The sequence below is a fragment of the Acidisoma sibiricum genome (genome assembly GCF_057837225.1).
In genome coordinates, this window is sequence record NZ_CM174445.1 from 3,288,263 (window position 1) to 3,307,260 (window position 18,998).

At 64.5% G+C, this 18,998-nt stretch carries 23 protein-coding genes and 1 pseudogene; 7 read left to right on the plus strand and 17 right to left on the minus strand.

Going from position 1 to position 18,998, the window contains the following annotated elements; translation table 11 throughout:
- Window positions 1–107: 107 nt before the first annotated feature.
- Both AC3G7M_RS15670 and AC3G7M_RS15675 read left to right on the plus strand, forming a co-directional pair.
- Entirely contained in the window at window positions 108–1,040 is a 933-nt protein-coding gene (locus AC3G7M_RS15670; RefSeq protein ID WP_489213060.1) for a ribose-phosphate pyrophosphokinase, read from the plus strand.
- 8 nt (window positions 1,041–1,048) lie between these two features.
- Window positions 1,049–1,621, plus strand: coding sequence for a histidine phosphatase family protein (locus AC3G7M_RS15675; protein ID WP_489213061.1), 573 nt, complete (start codon window positions 1,049–1,051; stop codon window positions 1,619–1,621).
- A 12-nt stretch (window positions 1,622–1,633) separates the two neighbouring features.
- On the opposite strand, the gene AC3G7M_RS15680 is transcribed toward AC3G7M_RS15675, so the two are convergent.
- The 3 genes from AC3G7M_RS15680 to AC3G7M_RS15690 are packed head-to-tail and all read right to left on the minus strand — an operon-like array spanning window position 1,634 to window position 5,033.
- Window positions 1,634–2,851: a class I SAM-dependent methyltransferase gene (locus AC3G7M_RS15680; protein WP_489213062.1), complete on the minus strand. Its 1,218-nt coding sequence runs from the start codon at window positions 2,849–2,851 to the stop codon at window positions 1,634–1,636.
- 2 nt (window positions 2,852–2,853) lie between these two features.
- A complete protein-coding gene (locus AC3G7M_RS15685) occupies window positions 2,854–3,630 on the minus strand; it encodes a DUF1365 domain-containing protein (RefSeq protein ID WP_489213063.1) in 777 nt (258 codons plus the stop codon).
- Between the two features lie 17 nt (window positions 3,631–3,647).
- The gene (locus AC3G7M_RS15690) at window positions 3,648–5,033 is read right to left on the minus strand and encodes an NAD(P)/FAD-dependent oxidoreductase (protein ID WP_489213064.1); all 1,386 of its coding nucleotides are present in this window, start codon (window positions 5,031–5,033) and stop codon (window positions 3,648–3,650) included.
- A gap of 164 nt (window positions 5,034–5,197) precedes the next feature.
- On the opposite strand from AC3G7M_RS15690, the gene AC3G7M_RS15695 reads away from it, so the two are divergent.
- Genes AC3G7M_RS15695 through AC3G7M_RS15705 form a run of 3 tightly spaced genes read left to right on the plus strand, consistent with a single transcriptional unit; the run spans window position 5,198 to window position 7,972 of the window.
- Window positions 5,198–6,136: an alpha/beta hydrolase gene (locus tag AC3G7M_RS15695; protein ID WP_489213065.1), complete on the plus strand. Its 939-nt coding sequence runs from the start codon at window positions 5,198–5,200 to the stop codon at window positions 6,134–6,136.
- Between the two features lie 7 nt (window positions 6,137–6,143).
- Entirely contained in the window at window positions 6,144–6,947 is an 804-nt protein-coding gene (locus AC3G7M_RS15700) for a DUF1295 domain-containing protein (protein ID WP_489213066.1), read from the plus strand.
- Window positions 6,944–7,972 (plus strand): SAM-dependent methyltransferase, encoded by a 1,029-nt coding sequence (locus AC3G7M_RS15705; protein WP_489213067.1) that lies wholly within the window; start codon window positions 6,944–6,946, stop codon window positions 7,970–7,972. Before AC3G7M_RS15700 ends, AC3G7M_RS15705 begins: the two co-directional genes overlap by 4 nt.
- 37 nt (window positions 7,973–8,009) lie before the next feature.
- Here the strand turns inward: AC3G7M_RS15705 and AC3G7M_RS15710 are convergent, their stop codons facing one another.
- The 3 genes from AC3G7M_RS15710 to betC form a co-directional block, all read right to left on the minus strand.
- Window positions 8,010–8,711, minus strand: a complete 702-nt coding sequence (locus AC3G7M_RS15710; RefSeq protein WP_489213068.1) for a YbhB/YbcL family Raf kinase inhibitor-like protein — start codon at window positions 8,709–8,711, stop codon at window positions 8,010–8,012.
- Between the two features lie 95 nt (window positions 8,712–8,806).
- Window positions 8,807–8,929, minus strand: a complete 123-nt coding sequence (locus AC3G7M_RS15715) for a hypothetical protein (RefSeq protein WP_489213069.1) — start codon at window positions 8,927–8,929, stop codon at window positions 8,807–8,809.
- Window position 8,930: 1 nt separating this feature from the next.
- The gene (betC, locus tag AC3G7M_RS15720; protein WP_489213070.1) at window positions 8,931–10,472 is read right to left on the minus strand and encodes a choline-sulfatase; all 1,542 of its coding nucleotides are present in this window, start codon (window positions 10,470–10,472) and stop codon (window positions 8,931–8,933) included.
- A gap of 90 nt (window positions 10,473–10,562) precedes the next feature.
- Between betC and AC3G7M_RS15725 the strand changes: the two genes are divergently transcribed.
- A complete protein-coding gene (locus tag AC3G7M_RS15725; protein WP_489213071.1) occupies window positions 10,563–10,949 on the plus strand; it encodes a LysR family transcriptional regulator in 387 nt (128 codons plus the stop codon).
- Complete coding sequence (locus tag AC3G7M_RS15730; RefSeq protein ID WP_489213072.1) at window positions 10,949–11,464, plus strand: LysR substrate-binding domain-containing protein; 516 nt, start codon at window positions 10,949–10,951, stop codon at window positions 11,462–11,464. Before AC3G7M_RS15725 ends, AC3G7M_RS15730 begins: the two co-directional genes overlap by 1 nt.
- On the opposite strand, the gene AC3G7M_RS15735 is transcribed toward AC3G7M_RS15730, so the two are convergent.
- The 11 genes and pseudogenes from AC3G7M_RS15735 to AC3G7M_RS15785 all read right to left on the minus strand — a co-directional run bounded on the left by AC3G7M_RS15735 (window position 11,465) and on the right by AC3G7M_RS15785 (window position 18,985).
- Window positions 11,465–12,082 (minus strand): 2-dehydro-3-deoxy-6-phosphogalactonate aldolase, encoded by a 618-nt coding sequence (locus tag AC3G7M_RS15735; RefSeq protein WP_489213073.1) that lies wholly within the window; start codon window positions 12,080–12,082, stop codon window positions 11,465–11,467.
- Window positions 12,083–12,098: 16 nt separating this feature from the next.
- Complete coding sequence (locus tag AC3G7M_RS15740; RefSeq protein ID WP_489213074.1) at window positions 12,099–12,989, minus strand: 2-dehydro-3-deoxygalactonokinase; 891 nt, start codon at window positions 12,987–12,989, stop codon at window positions 12,099–12,101.
- 13 nt (window positions 12,990–13,002) lie between these two features.
- Window positions 13,003–13,407 carry an oxalurate catabolism protein HpxZ gene (hpxZ, locus tag AC3G7M_RS15745; RefSeq protein WP_489213075.1) on the minus strand — a complete coding sequence of 135 codons (405 nt, stop codon included), beginning with the start codon at window positions 13,405–13,407 and terminating at the stop codon, window positions 13,003–13,005.
- Window positions 13,408–13,418: 11 nt separating this feature from the next.
- A complete protein-coding gene (locus tag AC3G7M_RS15750; RefSeq protein WP_489213076.1) occupies window positions 13,419–14,822 on the minus strand; it encodes an AtzE family amidohydrolase in 1,404 nt (467 codons plus the stop codon).
- Between the two features lie 10 nt (window positions 14,823–14,832).
- The gene (locus AC3G7M_RS15755) at window positions 14,833–15,018 is read right to left on the minus strand and encodes a DUF4089 domain-containing protein (protein WP_489213077.1); all 186 of its coding nucleotides are present in this window, start codon (window positions 15,016–15,018) and stop codon (window positions 14,833–14,835) included.
- A gap of 82 nt (window positions 15,019–15,100) precedes the next feature.
- Window positions 15,101–16,144, minus strand: a complete 1,044-nt coding sequence (locus AC3G7M_RS15760; RefSeq protein WP_489213078.1) for an MBL fold metallo-hydrolase — start codon at window positions 16,142–16,144, stop codon at window positions 15,101–15,103.
- Between the two features lie 102 nt (window positions 16,145–16,246).
- Window positions 16,247–16,675: a type II toxin-antitoxin system VapC family toxin gene (locus AC3G7M_RS15765; RefSeq protein ID WP_489213079.1), complete on the minus strand. Its 429-nt coding sequence runs from the start codon at window positions 16,673–16,675 to the stop codon at window positions 16,247–16,249.
- Between the two features lie 3 nt (window positions 16,676–16,678).
- The gene (locus AC3G7M_RS15770; RefSeq protein WP_489216135.1) at window positions 16,679–16,831 is read right to left on the minus strand and encodes a hypothetical protein; all 153 of its coding nucleotides are present in this window, start codon (window positions 16,829–16,831) and stop codon (window positions 16,679–16,681) included.
- 9 nt (window positions 16,832–16,840) lie between these two features.
- Window positions 16,841–16,924, minus strand: a pseudogene (locus tag AC3G7M_RS15775) (hypothetical protein); the annotation flags it as partial.
- A 95-nt stretch (window positions 16,925–17,019) separates the two neighbouring features.
- Window positions 17,020–18,066 carry a LacI family DNA-binding transcriptional regulator gene (locus tag AC3G7M_RS15780; protein ID WP_489213080.1) on the minus strand — a complete coding sequence of 349 codons (1,047 nt, stop codon included), beginning with the start codon at window positions 18,064–18,066 and terminating at the stop codon, window positions 17,020–17,022.
- Between the two features lie 13 nt (window positions 18,067–18,079).
- Window positions 18,080–18,985 carry an SMP-30/gluconolactonase/LRE family protein gene (locus tag AC3G7M_RS15785; RefSeq protein WP_489213081.1) on the minus strand — a complete coding sequence of 302 codons (906 nt, stop codon included), beginning with the start codon at window positions 18,983–18,985 and terminating at the stop codon, window positions 18,080–18,082.
- Window positions 18,986–18,998: the final 13 nt, after the last annotated feature.

Sequence of the window (18,998 nt, forward strand, 5' to 3'; positions counted from 1 at the left end):
CGCAACGCAGGTCCGACCCGGCTTGCTCCTGCGTGGACAGGGGGCGGTGCGGTTGCTAGAAGCCGCCCGTAACACGCCTCCTCGCCGCTGCTGACGGAACCCGCCGCATGAAAATTGTTGCCTGCAACAGCAACCGGCCTCTGGCGGAAGCGGTCGCCGCCGCGCTCAACCTGCCGCTGACCAAAGCGTCCGTGCGGCGCTTCGCCGATATGGAAATCTTCGTCGAAATTCATGAGAATGTACGCGGCGAGGATGTCTTCGTGGTGCAATCCACGGCCTATCCCGCCAATGACCATCTCATGGAGCTGCTGATCACACTGGACGCGCTGCGCCGCAGCTCGGCCAAGCGCATCACCGCGGTCATCCCCTATTTCGGCTATGCGCGGCAGGACCGGAAGTCCGGGTCCCGCACACCGATCAGCGCCAAGCTGGTGGCGAACCTGATCACCGAAGCCGGCGCCAACCGCGTGCTGACCATGGATCTGCACGCGGCGCAGATTCAGGGCTTTTTCGATATTCCGGTCGATAACCTCTATGCCGCGCCGCTCTTCGCGCGCGACATTCAGGACCGCTATGCCGGCCGCGACCTGATGATCGTCTCGCCGGATGTCGGGGGCGTCGTCCGCGCCAGGGCGCTGGCGAAACGTCTCGACTGCGATCTCGCCATCATCGACAAGCGGCGCGAACGCGCTGGCGTGTCCGAGGTCATGAACGTGATCGGCGATGTCGACGGCCGCGACTGCATTCTGGTCGATGATATCGTCGATTCCGGTGGCACGCTGTGCAACGCAGCGGCCGCCCTGATCGAGGAAGGCGCGCGGTCCGCCAGCATCTATACGACGCATGGCGTGCTGTCGGGCGGGGCCGTGGCGCGCATCGCCTCCTCCCCCATCGAGATGATGACGATCACGGATTCCATTCTGGCCACCGAAGCGGTGCGCCTGGCGAGCAATGTGCGCCAGGTGACCATCGCGCCGCTGCTGGCCGAGGCCATCCGCCGCATTTCCGACGAAAGCTCCGTCAGCTCGCTTTTCGACTGAGGCATCCGATGACCGATATCACGCCCGTCGCCTTCTGGTTCCTGCGCCATGGCGAGACCGACTGGAATGCCCAGAACCTCTCGCAGGGCGATATCGACATTCCGCTCAATGCCAATGGCCGGGCGCAGGCGCGGCAGGCGGCCGAACTGATGCGCGGCCATGAGATTGCGGCCATCGTCTCCTCCAACCTGTCGCGCGCCGTCGATACGGCCGAGGCTGTCTCAGCGGTGACCGGCGTGCCGGTCCTAACCGATGCCGGCCTGCGGGAAGTGAAGTTCGGCGAGCAGGAAGGCAAACCGATGGGCGATTGGTACGATGACTGGATCGCCGGCACCTATACGCCCGAGCGGGCAGAACCTTTCGCCGATCTGCGCGAGCGCGTGACGCTGGCCATCAACCGCGCCCTGGAGAATCCCGCGCCGGTCTTGATCGTGGCCCATGGCGCGCTGTTCCGGGCCGTGCGGTCAGCCATGGGGCTGGTGCCCAATGTGCGCACGCCCAATGCCACGCCGATCTATTGCGAGCCGCCCAGCGCGCCCGGCGAGCCCTGGACACTGACCCCGGTCGAGACGGGGCACTAACCCCGCCTCCGCCTACAAGGGCTTGGTGATCCGGTAGAGCCCGACATCGATCGCGCTGGCGCGGAAACCGGCCTCGCAGTAGGCGAGGTAGTAATCCCAACGGCGGCTGAAGACGTCATCCATGCCCCCCGCCCGCAGCGTGGGGACAGCCGCATGGAAGCGGCGGCGCCATTCGGCCAGCGTCTCGGCATAGCTCAGCCCGAAGGTTTCCAGAGCGTCCAAAGTGAGACCGGCCTTGCCAATTTCCGCGGCCATGATCGGCACGGTCGGCAGCATGCCGCCGGGAAAGACGTAGAGCTGAATGAAATCCGGCACCCGCAGATAGGCCTCGAACTTTGCCTCGGAAATTGAAATCACCTGCAGCACGGCGACGCCGCCGGGCTTGAGACAATCCCGCAACTTTTCGAAATAGACCGGCCAATAGTCGCGGCCGACCGCTTCCAGCATTTCGATGGACACGATGCGGTCGAACTGACCCTCGACGTCACGGTAATCCTGCAGCCGCAAATCCGCCTGTCCTGCCTGCACAGACGGGGCGAGCCGCTGTTTTGCATAATCAAGCTGAGAGGGCGACAGCGTGAGCCCCGTCACCCGCGCGCCGCGCTCGATCAGCCGCTCGGCCAGGCCGCCCCAGCCGCAGCCGATCTCAAGCACCTCTTCCCCGCCCCGGAGATCCAGCAGCGACAGGATGCGATCCTGCTTCGCGGTCTGCGCCTGTTCCAGCGTCGCGCCGGCATCGCCGTAGAGCGCGGAGGAATAGGTCATGCCATCATCAAGCCAGGCCCGGTAGAAATCATTGCCGAGATCGTAATGGGCCATGATGTTGCGGCGCGCGCCCAGCCTTGTATTGGCGTGCCGGCCATGGCGCAGGCGGTTGACCGCGCGGGTCAGCCAGGAGCCGTCGAGAGAATTGCCGAGTGCGCTCTGGTTGCGGGCCGCAAGCTCGATCAGCAGCGGCAAGTCCGGGCTGTGCCAGTCACCATCCATATAGGATTCGGCGAAGCCGACATCACCGCGCAGCATCAGCATCAGCAAGGGGCGCCAGTTGCGCAGCACGAGGGTCGCCTCGGGCCCGGGCTCGGCGCCCTGGCCCACCAGTTCGGCGCCCGCCGGCAGGCGCACAATCAGCCGCCCGAGCGCCAGACGGCGCAGCAGCTTGGCCAGAGCGGCACGCCCGATGAGCGCGCCGGGCGCGAAAGGAATGGCGGCGGAAGCGACGAAACTGGACATGATCAGCCTGTCACGATTGTCACGGCATGGGCCGGCGGGGCCGGTTTCGGATGAAATCCGACCTTCTTGCGCCAAAGCTTCAGGGCTTCCCAATGGATGCCCGCGATCACCTTCAGGCTTAAGGCGGGCGATCGCAGAACGCTGCCGAACAGCGCCCGATCCGTCAGTTCGACACGGCGGCCGGACAGACTTGCCGTGATCAGCTTTCCCATGGTCCCGCCCATCGCACCCAGCCCGTCGATCACAACCGACACACGGTCAGACGGCGGCGAGACGCGGAAGCGATAGTCCATCTCCATCGGCATGAAGGGCGAGACATAGAAGATTTTGCGCGCCGACTGGCGAATGGAACCACCATCACCGGCCGCCACCGCAATAAGATAGGAATGGCGCTGCCCGAAGGTATTGTTGACCTGGTACAGAATGCCGGTGAGCACGCCTGCTGGATTGTGACAGAAGAAGACGCTGAGCGGATTGAATGCATGCCCCAATACGCGCGGCATGGAGAGCAGTCGGATCGGTCCGGCAGCGTCTATTCCGGCCGTCACGCATTGCCCCCTCACCCAGTCGCGCAATCCGCGCTCGCGCCCATCCCCATGGTCACGCTCAAAAAAACTCACCAGATTGAAACGGCCGATGGAAAAGAGACGGAGCTTTGCAGCGATCGCCGCCATTTCGTCAAGGTCGAGCAGGAGGGAGAAGATACGGTACTGCAACCGGTGCATCACGGGATGATAGCGCTGATGCATCACAACACCGGGATAGAGGGCGGATTGCATTGTGCTGGCCGCGCCTGTCATGCCGCCAGCATCTGGGAAGCGGGCGCCGCCGTATCATCTGGCAGAAAAATGCGCCCCGATTCCGCCGCGACCGTCCAGGGCCGCCGGACCGCGCCGAGCGCTTCAGCGACGGCCAAACCCGCCTGCAGCCCATCCTCATGGAAACCCGCGCCAAACCACGCGCCACAGAACCAAAGCCGATTCCGGCCCTGGATATCCCATAACCGCCGTTGCGCCGCGATGGAGCGGGCATCGAAGAGCGGATGTGCGTAGCTGTCCGTCTGCAAAACGCTGCCGGCCTTGGGTGGCCGCGGCGGATTGATGGTGACGAAATACTCCGTGCCGCGTGGCAGATTCTGCAACCGGTTCATCCAGTAAGTCAGGGACGGCGATACCCTGCCATCGTTGCGCGATTCGACAAAATTCCACGATGACCAGGCGCGACGGCGCTTGGGCATCAGGCTTTGATCGGTATGCAGGACGGCCAAATTCCGGGTGCTGCCGAAAGCGCCCAGGAGGTCTCGCTCGATCTGATCCGCGTCAGTCAGCATCGCCAGCGCCTGATGGGCATGGGTCGCGATGACGACATGATCATGCTCCACCGCCTCGCCGCTCATATCCCGCAGCCGCACAGACCCACCCAGGCGTTCCACGCTACGGATCGGGCGGCTTTTATAGACGCGGCCGGAAATGCCGGCGAGCAGGCGCACGATATAGTTGGCCGACCCGCCAGAGACGGTGCGCCAGACCGGGCGCCGGGTAATCTGCAATAGACCATGGTTGACACAGAAACGCAGAAAGGCACCCGCCGGATAATCCGCAATGGCGGCGGTGGGCGTCGACCAGATGGCAGAGGCCATCGGCAGAAGATGATCATCGCGAAAGGTTGCGCTATAGGCGCGGAGATCGAGATAGGCGCCAAGGCTCATGCCCTCGCGCTCCACCATGCCGATATCGGCCGGGGCCTCCCGGTAGAAGCGCAGCAGATCGCGCAGCATGGACCAGAACCGCGGGCGCAGGACATTGCTTGGCTGGGCGAAGAGCCCGGCCAGATCGCGCCCGGCATACTCGAAACCGCCTTCATCCTTCGAGACAGCGAAGGACATATCGGACGCTTCCGTCGTCACACCCAAATGATGAAACAGCGCCGTGAGATTGGGATAGGTCGTTTCATTGTAGACGATGAAACCGGTATCGATGCCGAGCGCCCCCAACGGGCTTTCGACCCGCGCCGTATTGCCGTGGCCACCCAGACGATCATCGGCCTCATAGAGGGTCACCTGATGGCGCTGGCTGAGAAGCCAGGCGGCTGACAGACCCGCGATGCCGGACCCGATCACCGCTATGTCCAAGCGGTTCCCGTCCGACAAAGCAACATCCGAACCGAAGCTATTCACAGACATTCATCCATCCCATCGGCCAGCCCGTACGGGCCCTAGCGGCATCCTGACGATTACGCAGCGCGTCGGGGCATGGATGCAGGTAACAGCCTTGCCACGCCCGCTCTCGCCCACAACGTAAGGACAGGCTTCATTCACGAACGACGGCAGCAGACACGCGGAAACCCATGGCCCAGCAGACGCATGAGACTGAAATCGAAACGGCGTTCACCACCCCGTCACGCCGTCGGCTTAACCGCACCACCCTTGGACTGACCTGTCTCGGCCTCATCAGCTCTTTGACGTCGGCGTGTTCACCCCTGACGATGCTGAATACCATGGCCCCGCGCCGCCTGGCATCCCGTGATCTGCCCTATGGGCGCGATCCGCGGCAGCGCCTTGATATCTACGTCCCGGACAATCTCAAGGCACCCGCCCCGGTGGTCGTTTTTTATTACGGCGGTAGCTGGGATAGCGGAACGAAAGAGATGTATCGCTTCGTTGGCGGTGCGCTCGCAACTCACGGTTGCGTGACGGTCATTCCCGATTACCGCCTGTACCCGGAGGTACGCTACCCGAGCTTTCTGGACGATTGCGCAGCCGCTTTTGCCTGGACAGCGGAGCATATCGGCCAATGGGGCGGTGGCGACACGCAGTTCCTGATGGGCCATTCGGCCGGGGCCTATAACGCCGCCATGCTGGCGCTCGATCCGTCCTATCTGCGGGCAGCCAATAGTCGCGTGATGCCTGCCGGCACCGTCGGCATTGCCGGACCCTATGATTTTCTGCCGCTGGAAAGCACCGAATTGAAAGCGATCTTCGGCGTTCCGACGGCGCCCGGCACCCAGCCCATCAATCATGTCGACGGGCAGAGCGCCCCGATGCTGCTGGTGGCCGGTACCGAGGACACAACCGTGCTGCCCCGCAATACGACGCGTCTCGCCGCCCGCATCCACGACGCCGGCGGCCCGGTCTCGTCACGCCTCTATCCCGGGGTGGACCACCGGGAAATCATCGGCGCATTCGGCTTGCCATTCCGCTTTCTTGCGCCCACGCTGACGGACTCGGTGTCCTTCATCCGCGCGGTCGCAGCGGCCCGCGCATCTGCTCCCCACCAGCCAGCGTAAGGTCAGCATGGCGCTTCTTCTGTTTGTGACCTTGCTCTGCTGCTGTCTGCTGATGCTGCTTGCCTGGCGCGTGCAGCAAGCCAGCGGGAATAGCACCTGGGTCGACGTCGCCTGGACCTTTGGCACCGGTATCGCCGGGATAGCCCTCATCCTTTGGCCGCTGCCAGGCCAGGGACCGCTGACCGACCGCCAGATCGTCGTCGCGATCATCGTTGCGATCTGGGCGCTGCGATTGGGGCTTCATCTGCTGTCGCGCGCGCTACGCGGCCGCGACGACCCCCGCTATGCCAAACTGAAGGAAAGCTGGGGCGCCGCCTACGTATGGAAAATGCCCGCCTTTCTGCAGCTGCAGGCGGTCAGCGTCTTCATCCTCGCTCTGTTCATCATGCTGGCCGGCCGCAATCCGGCGCCCGGTCTGGGCGTGCTCGATATCATCGCGATGCTGGTCGCTGCGGGGTCCATCATCGGCGAAGCCGTGGCTGACCGTGAGGTCGCGCGTTTCGCGTCCAATCCGGCGAACAAGGGCAAGATCTGCGAAATAGGGCTATGGGGCTGGTCCCGCCATCCCAATTACTTCTTCGAGTGGCTGATTTGGGTCGCCTATGCCCTGTTTGCGATCAGCGGCTTCGTCTGGTTCTGGGGCGTCCTCGCCTGGCTCGGTCCGATCGTGATGTATCTGGTCCTGGTTCATGCCTCAGGCATTCCCCCGACCGAGGAGCATATGCTGAAATCCCGCGGCGAAGCCTTTCGGGATTATCAACGCCGCGTCTCCAAATTTGTCCCGCTGCCGCCAAAGAGAGCCACACGATGACTTCGCTTGCGACGATCGCCGCCGCGACAGCCGAACGCTTTCCGATCCCCGACCTGTTTACCCGCGCCGGCATCGGCATGATGGTGGAGCAGACACGGCGCAAGCTGGCGCGCGAACCTGAGCCTGATGTGTCATTCGCGGCCGCAATGGCCGCCTTCCCGATCGCGCAGCATACCGACGCCGCCAATGCCCAGCATTACGAAGTGCCGGCGGCTTTCTTCGGCACGGTGCTGGGACCCCGCCGCAAATATTCGTGCTGCCTGTATACGGATGGCTCCGAGACGCTGGGTGAGGCGGAGATCCTGGCCTTGAGCGCGACCGCGGCCCATGCCGGGCTGGCGGACGGGCAGGATATTCTGGAACTCGGCTGCGGCTGGGGCTCGCTTACCCTCTTCATGGGCGAGCAGTATCCGGCGGCGCGGATCACCGCGGTCTCCAATTCACAGTCCCAACGCGCCCATATCGAAGCTGAAGCCGCCCGACGCGGCCTCACCAATATCCGCGTGATCACCGCCGACATGAATGATTTCGACGCCGACAGCCAATTCGACCGGATCGTATCGGTTGAGATGTTCGAGCATATGGCGAATTGGCGACCGCTTCTGGCCCGCATGCGCGGGTGGCTGCGGCCGGCGGGGATGGCGATGATCCACATCTTTACCCATCGCAGCGCACCCTACCGTTTCAACAGCGGCGACGAGGCCGATTGGATCGCGCAGCACTTTTTTACCGGCGGCATCATGCCGAGCCGGGGGCTGATGCACCAGTTTCCCGATCTCTTCACTGTCGCCGAGGAATGGCAGTGGAGCGGGCTGCATTACAAGCGCACGGCTGAGGATTGGCTGCGCAATTTCGATGCGCATCGCGGCGTCATCCGCAGCGTCCTCACGCCTGTCTATGGGGATGCCGTCGCCATGTGGGAACGCCGCTGGCGGCTGTTCTTTTTGGCGACCGCCGGCCTATTCGGCCATGCCGGCGGTGCCGAATGGGGTGTGACGCATTACCGGCTGCGGCCGGCGGCATAACACCCCGAAAGCGTCAGCGGCTGACACCCCGAAAGCGTCAGCGGCTGACACCGAAGGAAAATTTCACCGTGGCCTCACCGACGGCGAGGACATGGCCACCGAAGGTCGCGACCAGTTGGGGCCAGGTAAAGCCGGGCGATAGTGGCAAGGCCTGATCCACAGCGACGACGATAACGGCATAGCCCTTAGTCACGCTTTTATGCCGCGACGGGCAAGGTCCGTCATAGCCCGCCCAGGGGCCCTGAAAACCCGGATGATGCGCATAGACCTGTGCATAGTTGTTCTGGCCACGCAGGCCCACGGGGGCGGGCGTCGCCGGCTTGCCGCCGGGCGTGAAACTGTTGCTATCCGCCCCCGCTGCTATCGCAGTGGTGCCAACGGGAATATTGGCGAGCAGCCAGTGAACAAAAACATGCTTGGGCGGATTATGCGCCGGCGACGAGCCTGTCTGCGCCGGAACGATGGGCCCGCGCACCATATCAGCCATGATCAGCGCATAATATTCCGTGCCTTTGGGGCCGGCCGACCAGGAAATGCCGGGATTGCGGTCCTGGGGCATCCCGTCCGCACCCGGAGCAGGGCAGCCAGCCGCAGACAGCGGCAAATAGCCGGGCGGATCAAGTCCCTCAACATGAACGAAAAGGGGCGGACCTGCGGCCTCGGCACGCCCCGGCAGCGCGGGTAACGCAGCAAGCGTCGTCATGGCGCCGACAACCAGCGCGACCAGTTTTGATTTCATAACCATCACCGCCAATTACATTGCCATCACAAAACAATGTGATCAGCATCCCAAGATTCGGGAGCGAAATCAAGCGGCAGACGATACGGCCAGGCTCAGAAATGCACGTGGGACATCAAGCCGAATAGCAGAATGAGGGCGAGGCTCAGCGCCAGCGCGATGAGGATACCACCCGCCTTAAAGCCTGCGCCGCCCTCTGGCTCCGTCGATTGCGCCATCCTAGCCTCCCTCGCCCGGCCCGGCCGGCGCTACGCGCGGAAACCGCGCCATCGCTTCCAGATCGTCCAGTTTCATGTGATTGCGCATATAGAGCTGGCTGGCGTCCCGCACAGGCTGGAAATCCCATGATGTCTGCTGTCCTTGCTGCAGGGCTCGCGACACCAGATGACGCCGCTTCTGGCTGGCCAGAACCTGGGCGTGCAGGTGGGACAGGTCCCAGCGCCGGGCGCATTCCGCCTGCATGGCCTGCAGCCGCTCATCCTCCGGGCTGTGGGCCGCGATATTGTCCAGCTCCTCCGGGTCCGCCGCGAGGTCATACAGCCGGTCCAAATCTGTCGGGCAGTGGATATATTTCAGAGATCCGCGCCGTATCATGACCATGGGAGCGATCACTCCTTCAGCACAGTATTCGCCAATCACTTCCCCTTCATTGTCTGCGCCCAGCGCATAGGGGAGCAGATTGCGGCCGTCATGCTCGGTCGCGTAATCGGGTTCCTGCCCATCCCCCGCAATGGCGGCGAGCGTCGGCAGGATATCGACCAGGGATACAGGCGCCGCCACACGATGCGGCTGAAAACGGCCCGGCGCATGCATGATCAACGGGATACGCGCCGCACCTTCGTAGAAGTTCATTTTGAACCACAGCCCCCGCTCGCCCAGCATCTCGCCATGATCGGCGATAACGATGACGATGGTATTATCGGCCAGCGCGCTTTCGCGCAGAGCACCCATGATCCCACCGACATGATCGTCGAAATAGGAGCAGGCGGCGTAATAGGCGTGACGTGCATCCCGTACCTTCGCCTGGGTGATCTCCTGCAGATCCTGTCCGCAGACATGGCGGAGTCGCGCGGCATGCGGGTCATCGTCGGATGCCGCCGCACTCACGCGCGGCATATCGATCTCATCCTCCGCGTAGCGCGACCAATAGGGGTCGGCCATGGTGAAGGGATCGTGCGGATGCGTCATGGAAACGATCATGCAAAACGGCCGGTCGTCGCGGTCGCGCGCCATGTCATAAATCTTCTGGCGTGCCGCGAAGCCCACTTCCTCGTCGAAATCCATCTGATTGGTGCGCACGCAACGGCCGGCCTGGGTAACACTGTCCATGGTGTGGTACCAGTCCAGCCGCTCATCCGGCCTCGTCCAATCCGGCGTCCAGCCGAAATCGGCGGGGTAGATGTCGGTCGTCAGCCGCTCCTCGAACCCATGCAGCTGGTCGGGCCCACAGAAATGCATCTTGCCGGCTAGGATGGTGCGATAACCGGCAGCGCGCAGGTAATGGGCGAAGGTCGGCGATTGGGACGGAAATTCCACCGCATTGTCATAAGCGCCGGTCGAAGACGGCAGACGGCCGCTCATCAGAATGGCACGCGACGGCGCGCAAAGCGGGCTGTTGCAATAAGCGGCGTCAAAGACCACGCCTTCGGCCGCCAGACGGTCCAGATGGGGCGTCTTGGAGACTCGATTGCCGTAGGCGGACAGCGCCCCCGCGGTCATCTGATCTGCCATGAGAATAAGAATATTCGGCCGCTGGCTCACAAGGCTTCCTCTCGTTACGCCTTGCATTATGCGTCCTTTGCGGCGAAAGCGTGAAGCCGCGGCGGTCTTATGGTGCTATCAGACTGACTTATGGCAAAGCTTCGAAATCTGCCGCCCCTGCCCGCCCTTCTCGCCTTCGAGGCGGCGGCGCGTGCCGAGAATTTCAGCCTCGCAGCGCGGCAGCTCGGTCAAAGCCAGGCAGCGGTCAGCCAGCGTGTGGCGGGGCTCGAGCGGTTCATCGGCCAGCCCCTGTTCCGCCGCCTGCATCGCGGCGTGGCGCTGACGGAGGCCGGCATCAGGCTGCAGACGGCGCTGGCCCGCGGCTTCGATCTGATCGAGACGGTGCTGGCGGAGTTGTGCCGCGATGGCCGCGCGCCGGCACTGACCATCGCAACTGATTTTGGTTTCGCGACCTTCTGGCTGATGCCGCGGCTGGAGGCGCTGAGTGCCGCCTGCCGGGGGTCGAGGTACGGCTGATGACCGGGCAGCAGGCGCCGCGCGGTGCCATGCCGGAGAGCGATGTCACCATCGCCTTCGGCCCGGTGAGCCTGGGTGGAGAGATTTTGTTTCGGGAGGAGGTCGTGCCGGTCTGCGCACCAGGCTTTCTCGCCCGCCATCAGCGCGCGGATGGCAGCCTGGACTGGGCGCGGCTGCCGCTGCTGGAGCTTGATGCGCCGGAGCCTGACCGCTGGATGACCTGGACGGAATGGTTTGCCCTGTCAGGGCTAGCGGCACGGCCCGCGCGGGCGCCGGTGCTGCACCTCAATACCTATCCACTGGCGGTGGAGGCGGCGATGTTGGGCCAGGGCGCCGCCCTTAGCTGGCAGCCTTTGCTGGCGCGGCATATCGCCGCCGGCAGCCTGGTGCCGATGACCAGAACCGCCCTGCGCACGGAACGCGCTTATCGGCTGATCATCGGTCGCCAGGCCGCAGCAAGGCCAGTGATCGCTGCCTTCCGCTCCTGGCTTCTGGACGCCTGCAGGGCCTGCTGATCACGCAGCCTTGCTGAGGGCGGCGACCAGCGCCGCCGCCTTGCGGCCGACGACCTCAGCCGTGTCGCCCGGCTTGTAGATGGACGAGGCGATGCCGAAACCGGCCGCGCCCGCCGCCATCCATTCGGGGATATTCTCAGGCGTGATGCCGCCCACCGGCACGACCAGAGTGCCCGGCGGCAGGATGGCCCGAATGCCCTTCAGCGCGGCCGGGTTGGCGGCTTCCGCCGGGAACAGCTTGATGGCGTCCGCGCCTGCTTTGAGCAGGCTGAAGGCCTCGGCGGGGGTGAAAAAGCCGGGTGCGGCCAGCAGCCCCAGGCTTTTCGCCGTGCGCACCAGTTCTGGATCGGCATGCGGCGTCACGATGACCTTGCCGCCGACGGCCGCGATCTCATGCACCTGAGCGGGCGTCATCACCGTGCCGGCGCCGACCAGCATGCGGTCGCCGAAATGCTCGGCAAGCAGCCGGATGCTTTCCAGCGGCTGCGGGGAGTTCAGCGGCACTTCCACGATCACGACGCCGGCGGCTTCGAGTGCCGCGGCGATGCCCAACACCTCATCCGAGCGCACACCGCGCAGGATGGCGATCAACGGGCATTTCTCAAACCATTGCTTCATCAGACTCATCCTTGTGTCAGGCGGCCCAGGGGACGTCCTGCCCGATGCGGAACAGCCCGGCCGGCGCCGCCTCATAGGTCAGATTGCGAGCCTGGCCGCCGCAGAAGGCAATCGCATCGGCATAGAGGCCGCAGAGTTTGGGATCGCCGATCAACACGACAGGGCCCGCGTTTTCATGGGCCGCCAGCGCCGCCCGGACTTCATGGCCCAGCAGCAGTCCCGAGAGATAGGACGCGGCCGCGGTTTCCGAAAGCCGGCCGAACAAACCCAATGTACGCACACCGAACAGATGGCGCAGCAGGCCGCCCGCATCCGCGCTGCGGGCCAAGCCCTGGCGCAGCGCGTCGGGGTCTGCCGGGGCATCGACCTTCATCATGCGGCCAAGAATGGTATGGCCGCTGAGCGCCGCGAAACCCTCGCCTGTCATATAGGTGGAAAAGCCCGTGATGCGACCGCCTTCGATCCGCACCCATTTGGAGTGGCTGCCCGGCATGCAGGCGACACCGCTATCGCCGAATTCAGCCAGGGCGCCGATGATCTGCGTCTCCTCGCCGCGCATCACCTCGGGCACACCGCTTTCTTCGCTGGTCACGCCGGGAATGATGCGGACCTCGGCGCCGTCATAGGTGACGGGGATGGTGGCAGAGGCAAGATCGGCGGCCCCGGCCGGGCATTTGGCGTAAGGCGCTTCCACCCAGCCCTGCCGGCTGCCGATCATGCCTGAGAGCAGGACGCGGCGTTCACCGCCGTTCACCCAGGGCTGGATCGTGCGGCGCAGCACGTCCCCGAAGCGCCCATTCTCCACGAACATGATGCCGGAATGGGCGGACGCCTTATCCAGCACCTGGCCGTTCGGCCCGATACGATAGGCGCGAAAGCTGCTCGTGCCCCAGTCAACACCAATCATTGAGACACCTTCGTCATGCGCTCGGCTCTGCTTCGGGAAACGGAAAGTCCAGTATCGAAACATGCGCGGCCGCGATCCGCCAATGGCCGTCGAGCTTCACCCAGGTCTGCATCTGCCGGCCCGTTTTGCCGGTTGACCGGCGGCGGAAGAGCGTGCTCGCGGTGCCGAAATCCTCGCCAAAGGTCGTCACCACCGTGCGCGCCAGATCACGGTCCAGATCCCCCGTGCCACGGCCCTGGCGGAAGGCGGCAATCTCCGCCGCGCCATAGAGATTTTCCCCGCCACCATAGCGGATGGTGTGGGCGCTCTCCCAGAAGAGTTCGGTCAGGGTATCGACGTCATTGGCGACGAGGGCGACCTCATAGCGCTGGAACGCCGCCGTCAGTTCGGCCAGCGGCCCCGGCTTGTTGATCTCCATGATGTCTGTCCTCAGTCCTGGAAAGCGGGCGCGATGGGCGCCTGGCAGATGCCCATCGCTTCCAGCACGGCAGCCGCACGGATGAGCAGATCTTCCCGCCAGGGCGCCGCGATCAGCTGCACGCCGATCGGAAGGGCGCCTTCGGCATTCTGCAGCGGGACGGCCAGCACAGGCAGACCGATGCAGGTGATCGGCTGGGTGAAGAGACCAAAGGCGGGGCGCAGCGGCATGGTGAGCCCATCGACCGTCAGCATGTCCTGGCCGATCGGCTGCGCTGGCACGGCCGTCGCCGGCGCGATCAGCACGTCATAATCGGCGAAGAGCGCTGCCATTTCGGCCCGCCACAAAGCGCGGACTTTCTGCGCCTGCAAATACCATTCGGCGGGGATCAGCGCGCCGGCGAGCAGCCGGTCGCGCGACAGCGGCTCCATATCCGCCCGACGATGACGCAGATGGGCGCGGTGCTGCCCGGCCCCTTCCACGCCCGTAATGACGAAGGCGGCGGAGCGGCCGGCCGCCGTGATCTCGGGCGCAGCGACGGTTGCCGCCTTCAGGGCCGCGCTGACGGTCGCGACCGCATGACGCGCCGCGTCGCTCAGCGGCGCATCGAAATAGCCGCCGAGGCGGCCGAAGCGCAGCCCAGCGATGTCACCACCCAGACCCGGCAGCGCAGGCTCGACCGGGCGCGGCGTCTGGCCGGCATCCGCCGCGTCCCGCCCCTGCATCACGTCATAGGCGATGGCGAGGTCGGCGACGCTGCGGGCGAAGGGGCCGATATGATCCAGGCTGGGCACGAAGGCGATGGAACCCGCGCGGGACAGGCGGCCATAGGTCGGTTTCAGGCCGAAAATGCCGTTGACGCTGGCCGGCACGCGGATGGAGCCGTTGGTGTCGGTCCCGAGCGTCAGCGGCACCAGACCGGCGGCGACCGCAGCACCCGAGCCGCCGGAGGAGCCGCCGGCACTCCGCCCGAGGTCATGCGGATTGCGCGACGGGCCGTAATGGGTGTTCTCGGTCGTGAAGCCGTAGGCGTATTCGTCCATGTTCAGCGCGCCGATGCAGACGCCGCCCGCGGCTTTCAGCTGCGCGACCGCAAAACAGTCGGCGGAAGCAGGCGCATTATCCGCCTCGATCGTGGAACCCGCGAGCGTCGTCACTCCTTCGATGTTGAACAGGTTCTTGACCGCGTAGGGCACGCCGGCCAGCGGCCCGACCGCTTCGCCGCGCGCAATCGCGGCATCGACGGCGGCCGCATCGGCCAAGGCCCGCGCCTCGGTGATAGCCGTGAAAGCATTGACCTTAGGGTTCAGCGCGCGGGCACGGGCCAGCGTCGCCGTTGCGACCTCGGTCGCTGAGATCGCGCCGCTTTTGATTTCCCGCGCGATTTGAACGGCGGATTGGGTGATGATGGACATGCCCCGCGCCTCAGGGCTGGAAGACGGGCGCGGGTTCGACCGTGACCTCGACCGGCCAGGACAGCACGGGCTCCGCGAAGCGGGCCACGAGTGCGAAGGCGGCGGTGACGCGGGCGAGTTCCGCCTCGTCCAGCCCCAGCCCCTGCACACTGGCGGCGGCGCGCACATAGGCCGCGATATCAGTTGCCTCTTCCATGCCCGGATCTCCTGAATAGCGTCGCGTGAGAGCTTGCCCGAGGGAGACCAGCACCGCCAGTCACTCCAGCGATTTTGTATCGCTAGAGGGAGAAGAGCCGGGTCTCGCCGAAGCCGAGGGTGACGAAGGTATTGTCCGGCAGCCCCGCTTTCGCCCGTGCCGCTGCCATCTGCGTCGGTGGCGCGTCAATCGCCTCATCCGTGAGTTTGAAGGTGCCGAAATGCATGCCGATGGATTGCCGCGCGCCCATCGCGACATGGGCCGCGACCGCCTCGGCCGGATTGACATGGACCGCCGCCATGATGTGCCGCGGCTCATAGGCGCCGATCGGAATAAGGGCGAGATCAGGCGAGCCGAGGCGGGCGCCGATATCCGCCCAATGGGTGCCATGGCCGGAATCGCCGGCAAAGAACAGGCGATGCTGTCCGACCGTGACCATGAAGCCGCCCCACAGGCTATGTCCGCGATCCCAGAGGCTGCGGGCGGAAAAATGGCGGGCGGGCGTGACCGTGACGCCTGTGCCGTCGGCCAGGCGCGTGGCACCCCACCAATCCAGCTCCATCACGCGGTGCAGCCCGACCTTGGCGAGATGACGGGCATTGCCCAGCGGCGTGATGACGGCCGGATCATCCCGCCGCCGGATCGCCCGCAGGCTGGGGAAATCCATATGGTCGTAATGGTTGTGGGAGAGCAGCAGCAGATCGATTTTAGGCAGATCATGGAACCGCCGGCCGGGCGGCCGCGCGCGCTTTGGCCCCGCCCAGGAGACGGGCGAGCAGCGCTCGCTGAAGACCGGATCGGTCAGAATGGTCAGGTTCGGCAGGCGGATGAGGAAGCTGCTATGGCCGATGAAGGTGACGGAGGCGGCGCCCGGCGGCGGCAGACGGTGCGGGTCGCCACTGGGCGGCGGGTCCGGCGGCAGTTGCGGCCAGGGCTGCCGATCCTCACGGAAGCGCCACTTCAAAATGCTGATCAATCCGCCGCGCTTGCGGGGCCGGCGGCCGGGATGAGCCTCAGGCGGCATCTCGACCGGGGGAATATGCCCCTCCGCCGCCATGGCAGGCGGGTTGAAGAAGATCGTACCGTCAAAATGGTCCGAAACCGGATAGGCGGGCGGCTGAGGCAAGAGGCTGGATCTCTCTGCGGTAGAGGTTAGCCTCGACTATGTAGGAGGTCCCAGCGAAGTGGCTATAGGGGGCAGGGAGAAGGATCGGAGCCTGTCAGAGGTTTAACTTTGGGGCGGTGTCCATTCCATGACGAGCCAGTTTTCAAGCGGCAAAGCAGGGATGCGGCTAAACTCTCGCTGGTTGTCTGTGACAAGCGTCGCCTCGATCGCCAATGCCTGAGCTGCAATCCAGGTGTCATTTGCGCCGATTGGCTTGCCCTGCCGCTCCAAATGCCAGCGAATCTGCCCATAGCGGCGTGTGGTTTCTGCATCGATGCCGACCAAAGGCAATCTTTGGGCGATAGTAGCGAGCCGCGTGCGATTACGCTGGCTCTGAGCACTTTTTTCGACACCAAACTCCAACTCGCCCAGGACAATAGCCGACAAACGCAGGCTGGTCAGCGGCAAGGCTTCCAGACGCTGACGAACCGCCGGATGCCCATTCATCGCGGCGATAAGAATGTTGCTGTCCAAAAGATAGAGAGAGGACAAGCCTCAATCGTCCAACGTGGCCACTGCCTCGGCCGGCCTGTCGAGTGGCGCATCGAGATGGATATCGTCTTCAGCCCAAAGATCGCGAAAAGCGTCTGCAGCCACACAGGGACGATCCGGCACCAGCCGCGCCACGATCTTTCCATTCCGAGTCACGGCGATCTCCTCGCCCGCCTCCACTTCCGTCAACACGGAAGAAAAATGCGCTTGGGCCTCGACAACGTTAATCGTTTTCGCGACACGCCTCACTCAATGATCACGAGTTTAGAATAAGCCTCCGATAACTCATGGTCAAAGCTATTAGTCATGGCGCCCATTTCATCCGACCGCCTCGGCACGGCCGCTCACGTCGTTTCCCGCTCGATGATCTCATAGCGGATGAGACGCCGCTCCGGCGGCAGGCGAAGGCCGGCGCGCGCCGCCTCGATCGCGCGCCACAGTAAGCCACCCGCGCTGCGGCCGATGCCCATGGGATCGACGGAGACCGTGGTCATGCGGGGATGACAGCAGCGCGCGACCTCGAAATCACCGAAGCCCGCTATGGCGATCCTGCCCGGCACCGCCCAGCCGCGGCGCTGGCATTCCGTCAATGCCCCGAAAGCAGACAGGTCAGAGACGCAGGCCACGGCGTCCACACCCGGCCATTGTGTCATCATCTGCGTCAGTGCTGCGCTGCCATGATCCATGCTGATCGGCGCTTCGCCAAAGGCAATGGTGCGGCCCTGCGGCAGGCCCAGTTCAGCGATCGCGGCCTCATAACCGGCCCGCCGCGCGCTGCCACGCGTATCGCGCAGGCTGGCGCCGCCCAAAAACCCGATCTCGCGATAGCCGCGTTCATACAGACGATGCACCAGCGCCCGCATGGCCGCGTGATTGGAGAAGCCCACGACATGCTCGATCGGGTCATCGGGCAGGTCCCAGGTTTCCACCACCGGCACGCCCGCGCCCTGCAAAAGCCGCCGCAGTTTCGGGGAATGGTCGCCGCCCGTGACGATGATCCCTTCCGGCCGGCGCCGCAGCATGGCTTGGACCAGCCGCTCCTCCTTGTCTGCCACGTAGTCGGTAGCGCCCAGCAGCAGCTGCAGGCCGCTTTGTTCCAAAGCCAGTTCCATGCCCCGCGCGGTATCGGAGAAATTGGAGTTGTTGAGCGAGGGGATGAGCGCCGCGACAAAACCGGAGCGTTTGGAGGAGAGTGTGCCGGCCGTCTGGTCCAGCACATAACCTAGCTCCTCCACCGCCTTGAGGATGCGCAGGCGCGTCGTGTCGGAGACAGCACCGTCCGCCTTGAGCGCGCGCGATACCGTCATGGCGGAAACGCCGGCCCGTTTCGCGACATCGGTCATCTTCGGCGCGGCGCGGGGAGGCAGGCGTGCCTCCTCCGCCTCCGTCACCGCGACCGCCGGTTCAGAAGCCGTAGGGATGGGCATTGACATAGATGGCGTAGAGCGAGGTCTGCGCCGTGATGTACAGACGGTTGCGCTTCGGCCCGCCGAAGGTGAGGTTTGCTACTGTCTCGCCCACCGGAATGCGGCCGATCAAGGTGCCGTCATAGGCATAGATTGCGACCGCATCATCGGCCGATGTCCAGACATTGCCGTCGCGGTCGATACGAAAACCGTCGTAGAGCCCACGGTCGAGCGTTGAGAAGACACTTTTGCGGTTCACGCTGCGTCCATCGGGTGCCACATGATAGGCGACGATCTTGGGGGTGCAGCTCGGGTCATGGGTCTGGCCGGTATCGGCGACATAGAGGAGGTCTTCCTCGGGCGAGAAGGCGATCCCGTTCGGCCGCACCAAGTCATCGAGGACCTTCGTGATCTCACCCGTATCGCCATCGATCCGATAGACATTGGACGCGCCGATTTCGGATTTCGCAGCATGGCCCTCATATTCCGAATCGATGCCGTAGGTCGGGTCGGTGAACCAGATGCTGCCGTCACGCTTGACCACGACGTCATTGGGGGAATTGAGGCGCTTGCCCTCAAAACTGTCGGCCAGCGTCGTCCAGCGTCCATCATGCTCCAGCCGGGAGACGCGCCGCCCGCTATGTTCGCAGGCGACAACCCGGCCCTGATGATCCAGGGTATGTCCGTTCTGATGGCCGCAGGGGGATTCAAAAACGCTGACCGAGCCATCCGTCTCGTCAAAGCGCATCAACCGGTCATTCGGAATATCGGACCACAGCAGGCTTTTCGCGGCGGGAACATAGACCGGCCCCTCAGCCCAGCGCGTGCCGGTGTAAAGCCGCTCAAGCTTGGCATGGCCGATGATCAGCTGGTTGAAGACGGGGTTAAGGATTTCATAGGTCATGGGGCATCCTCGT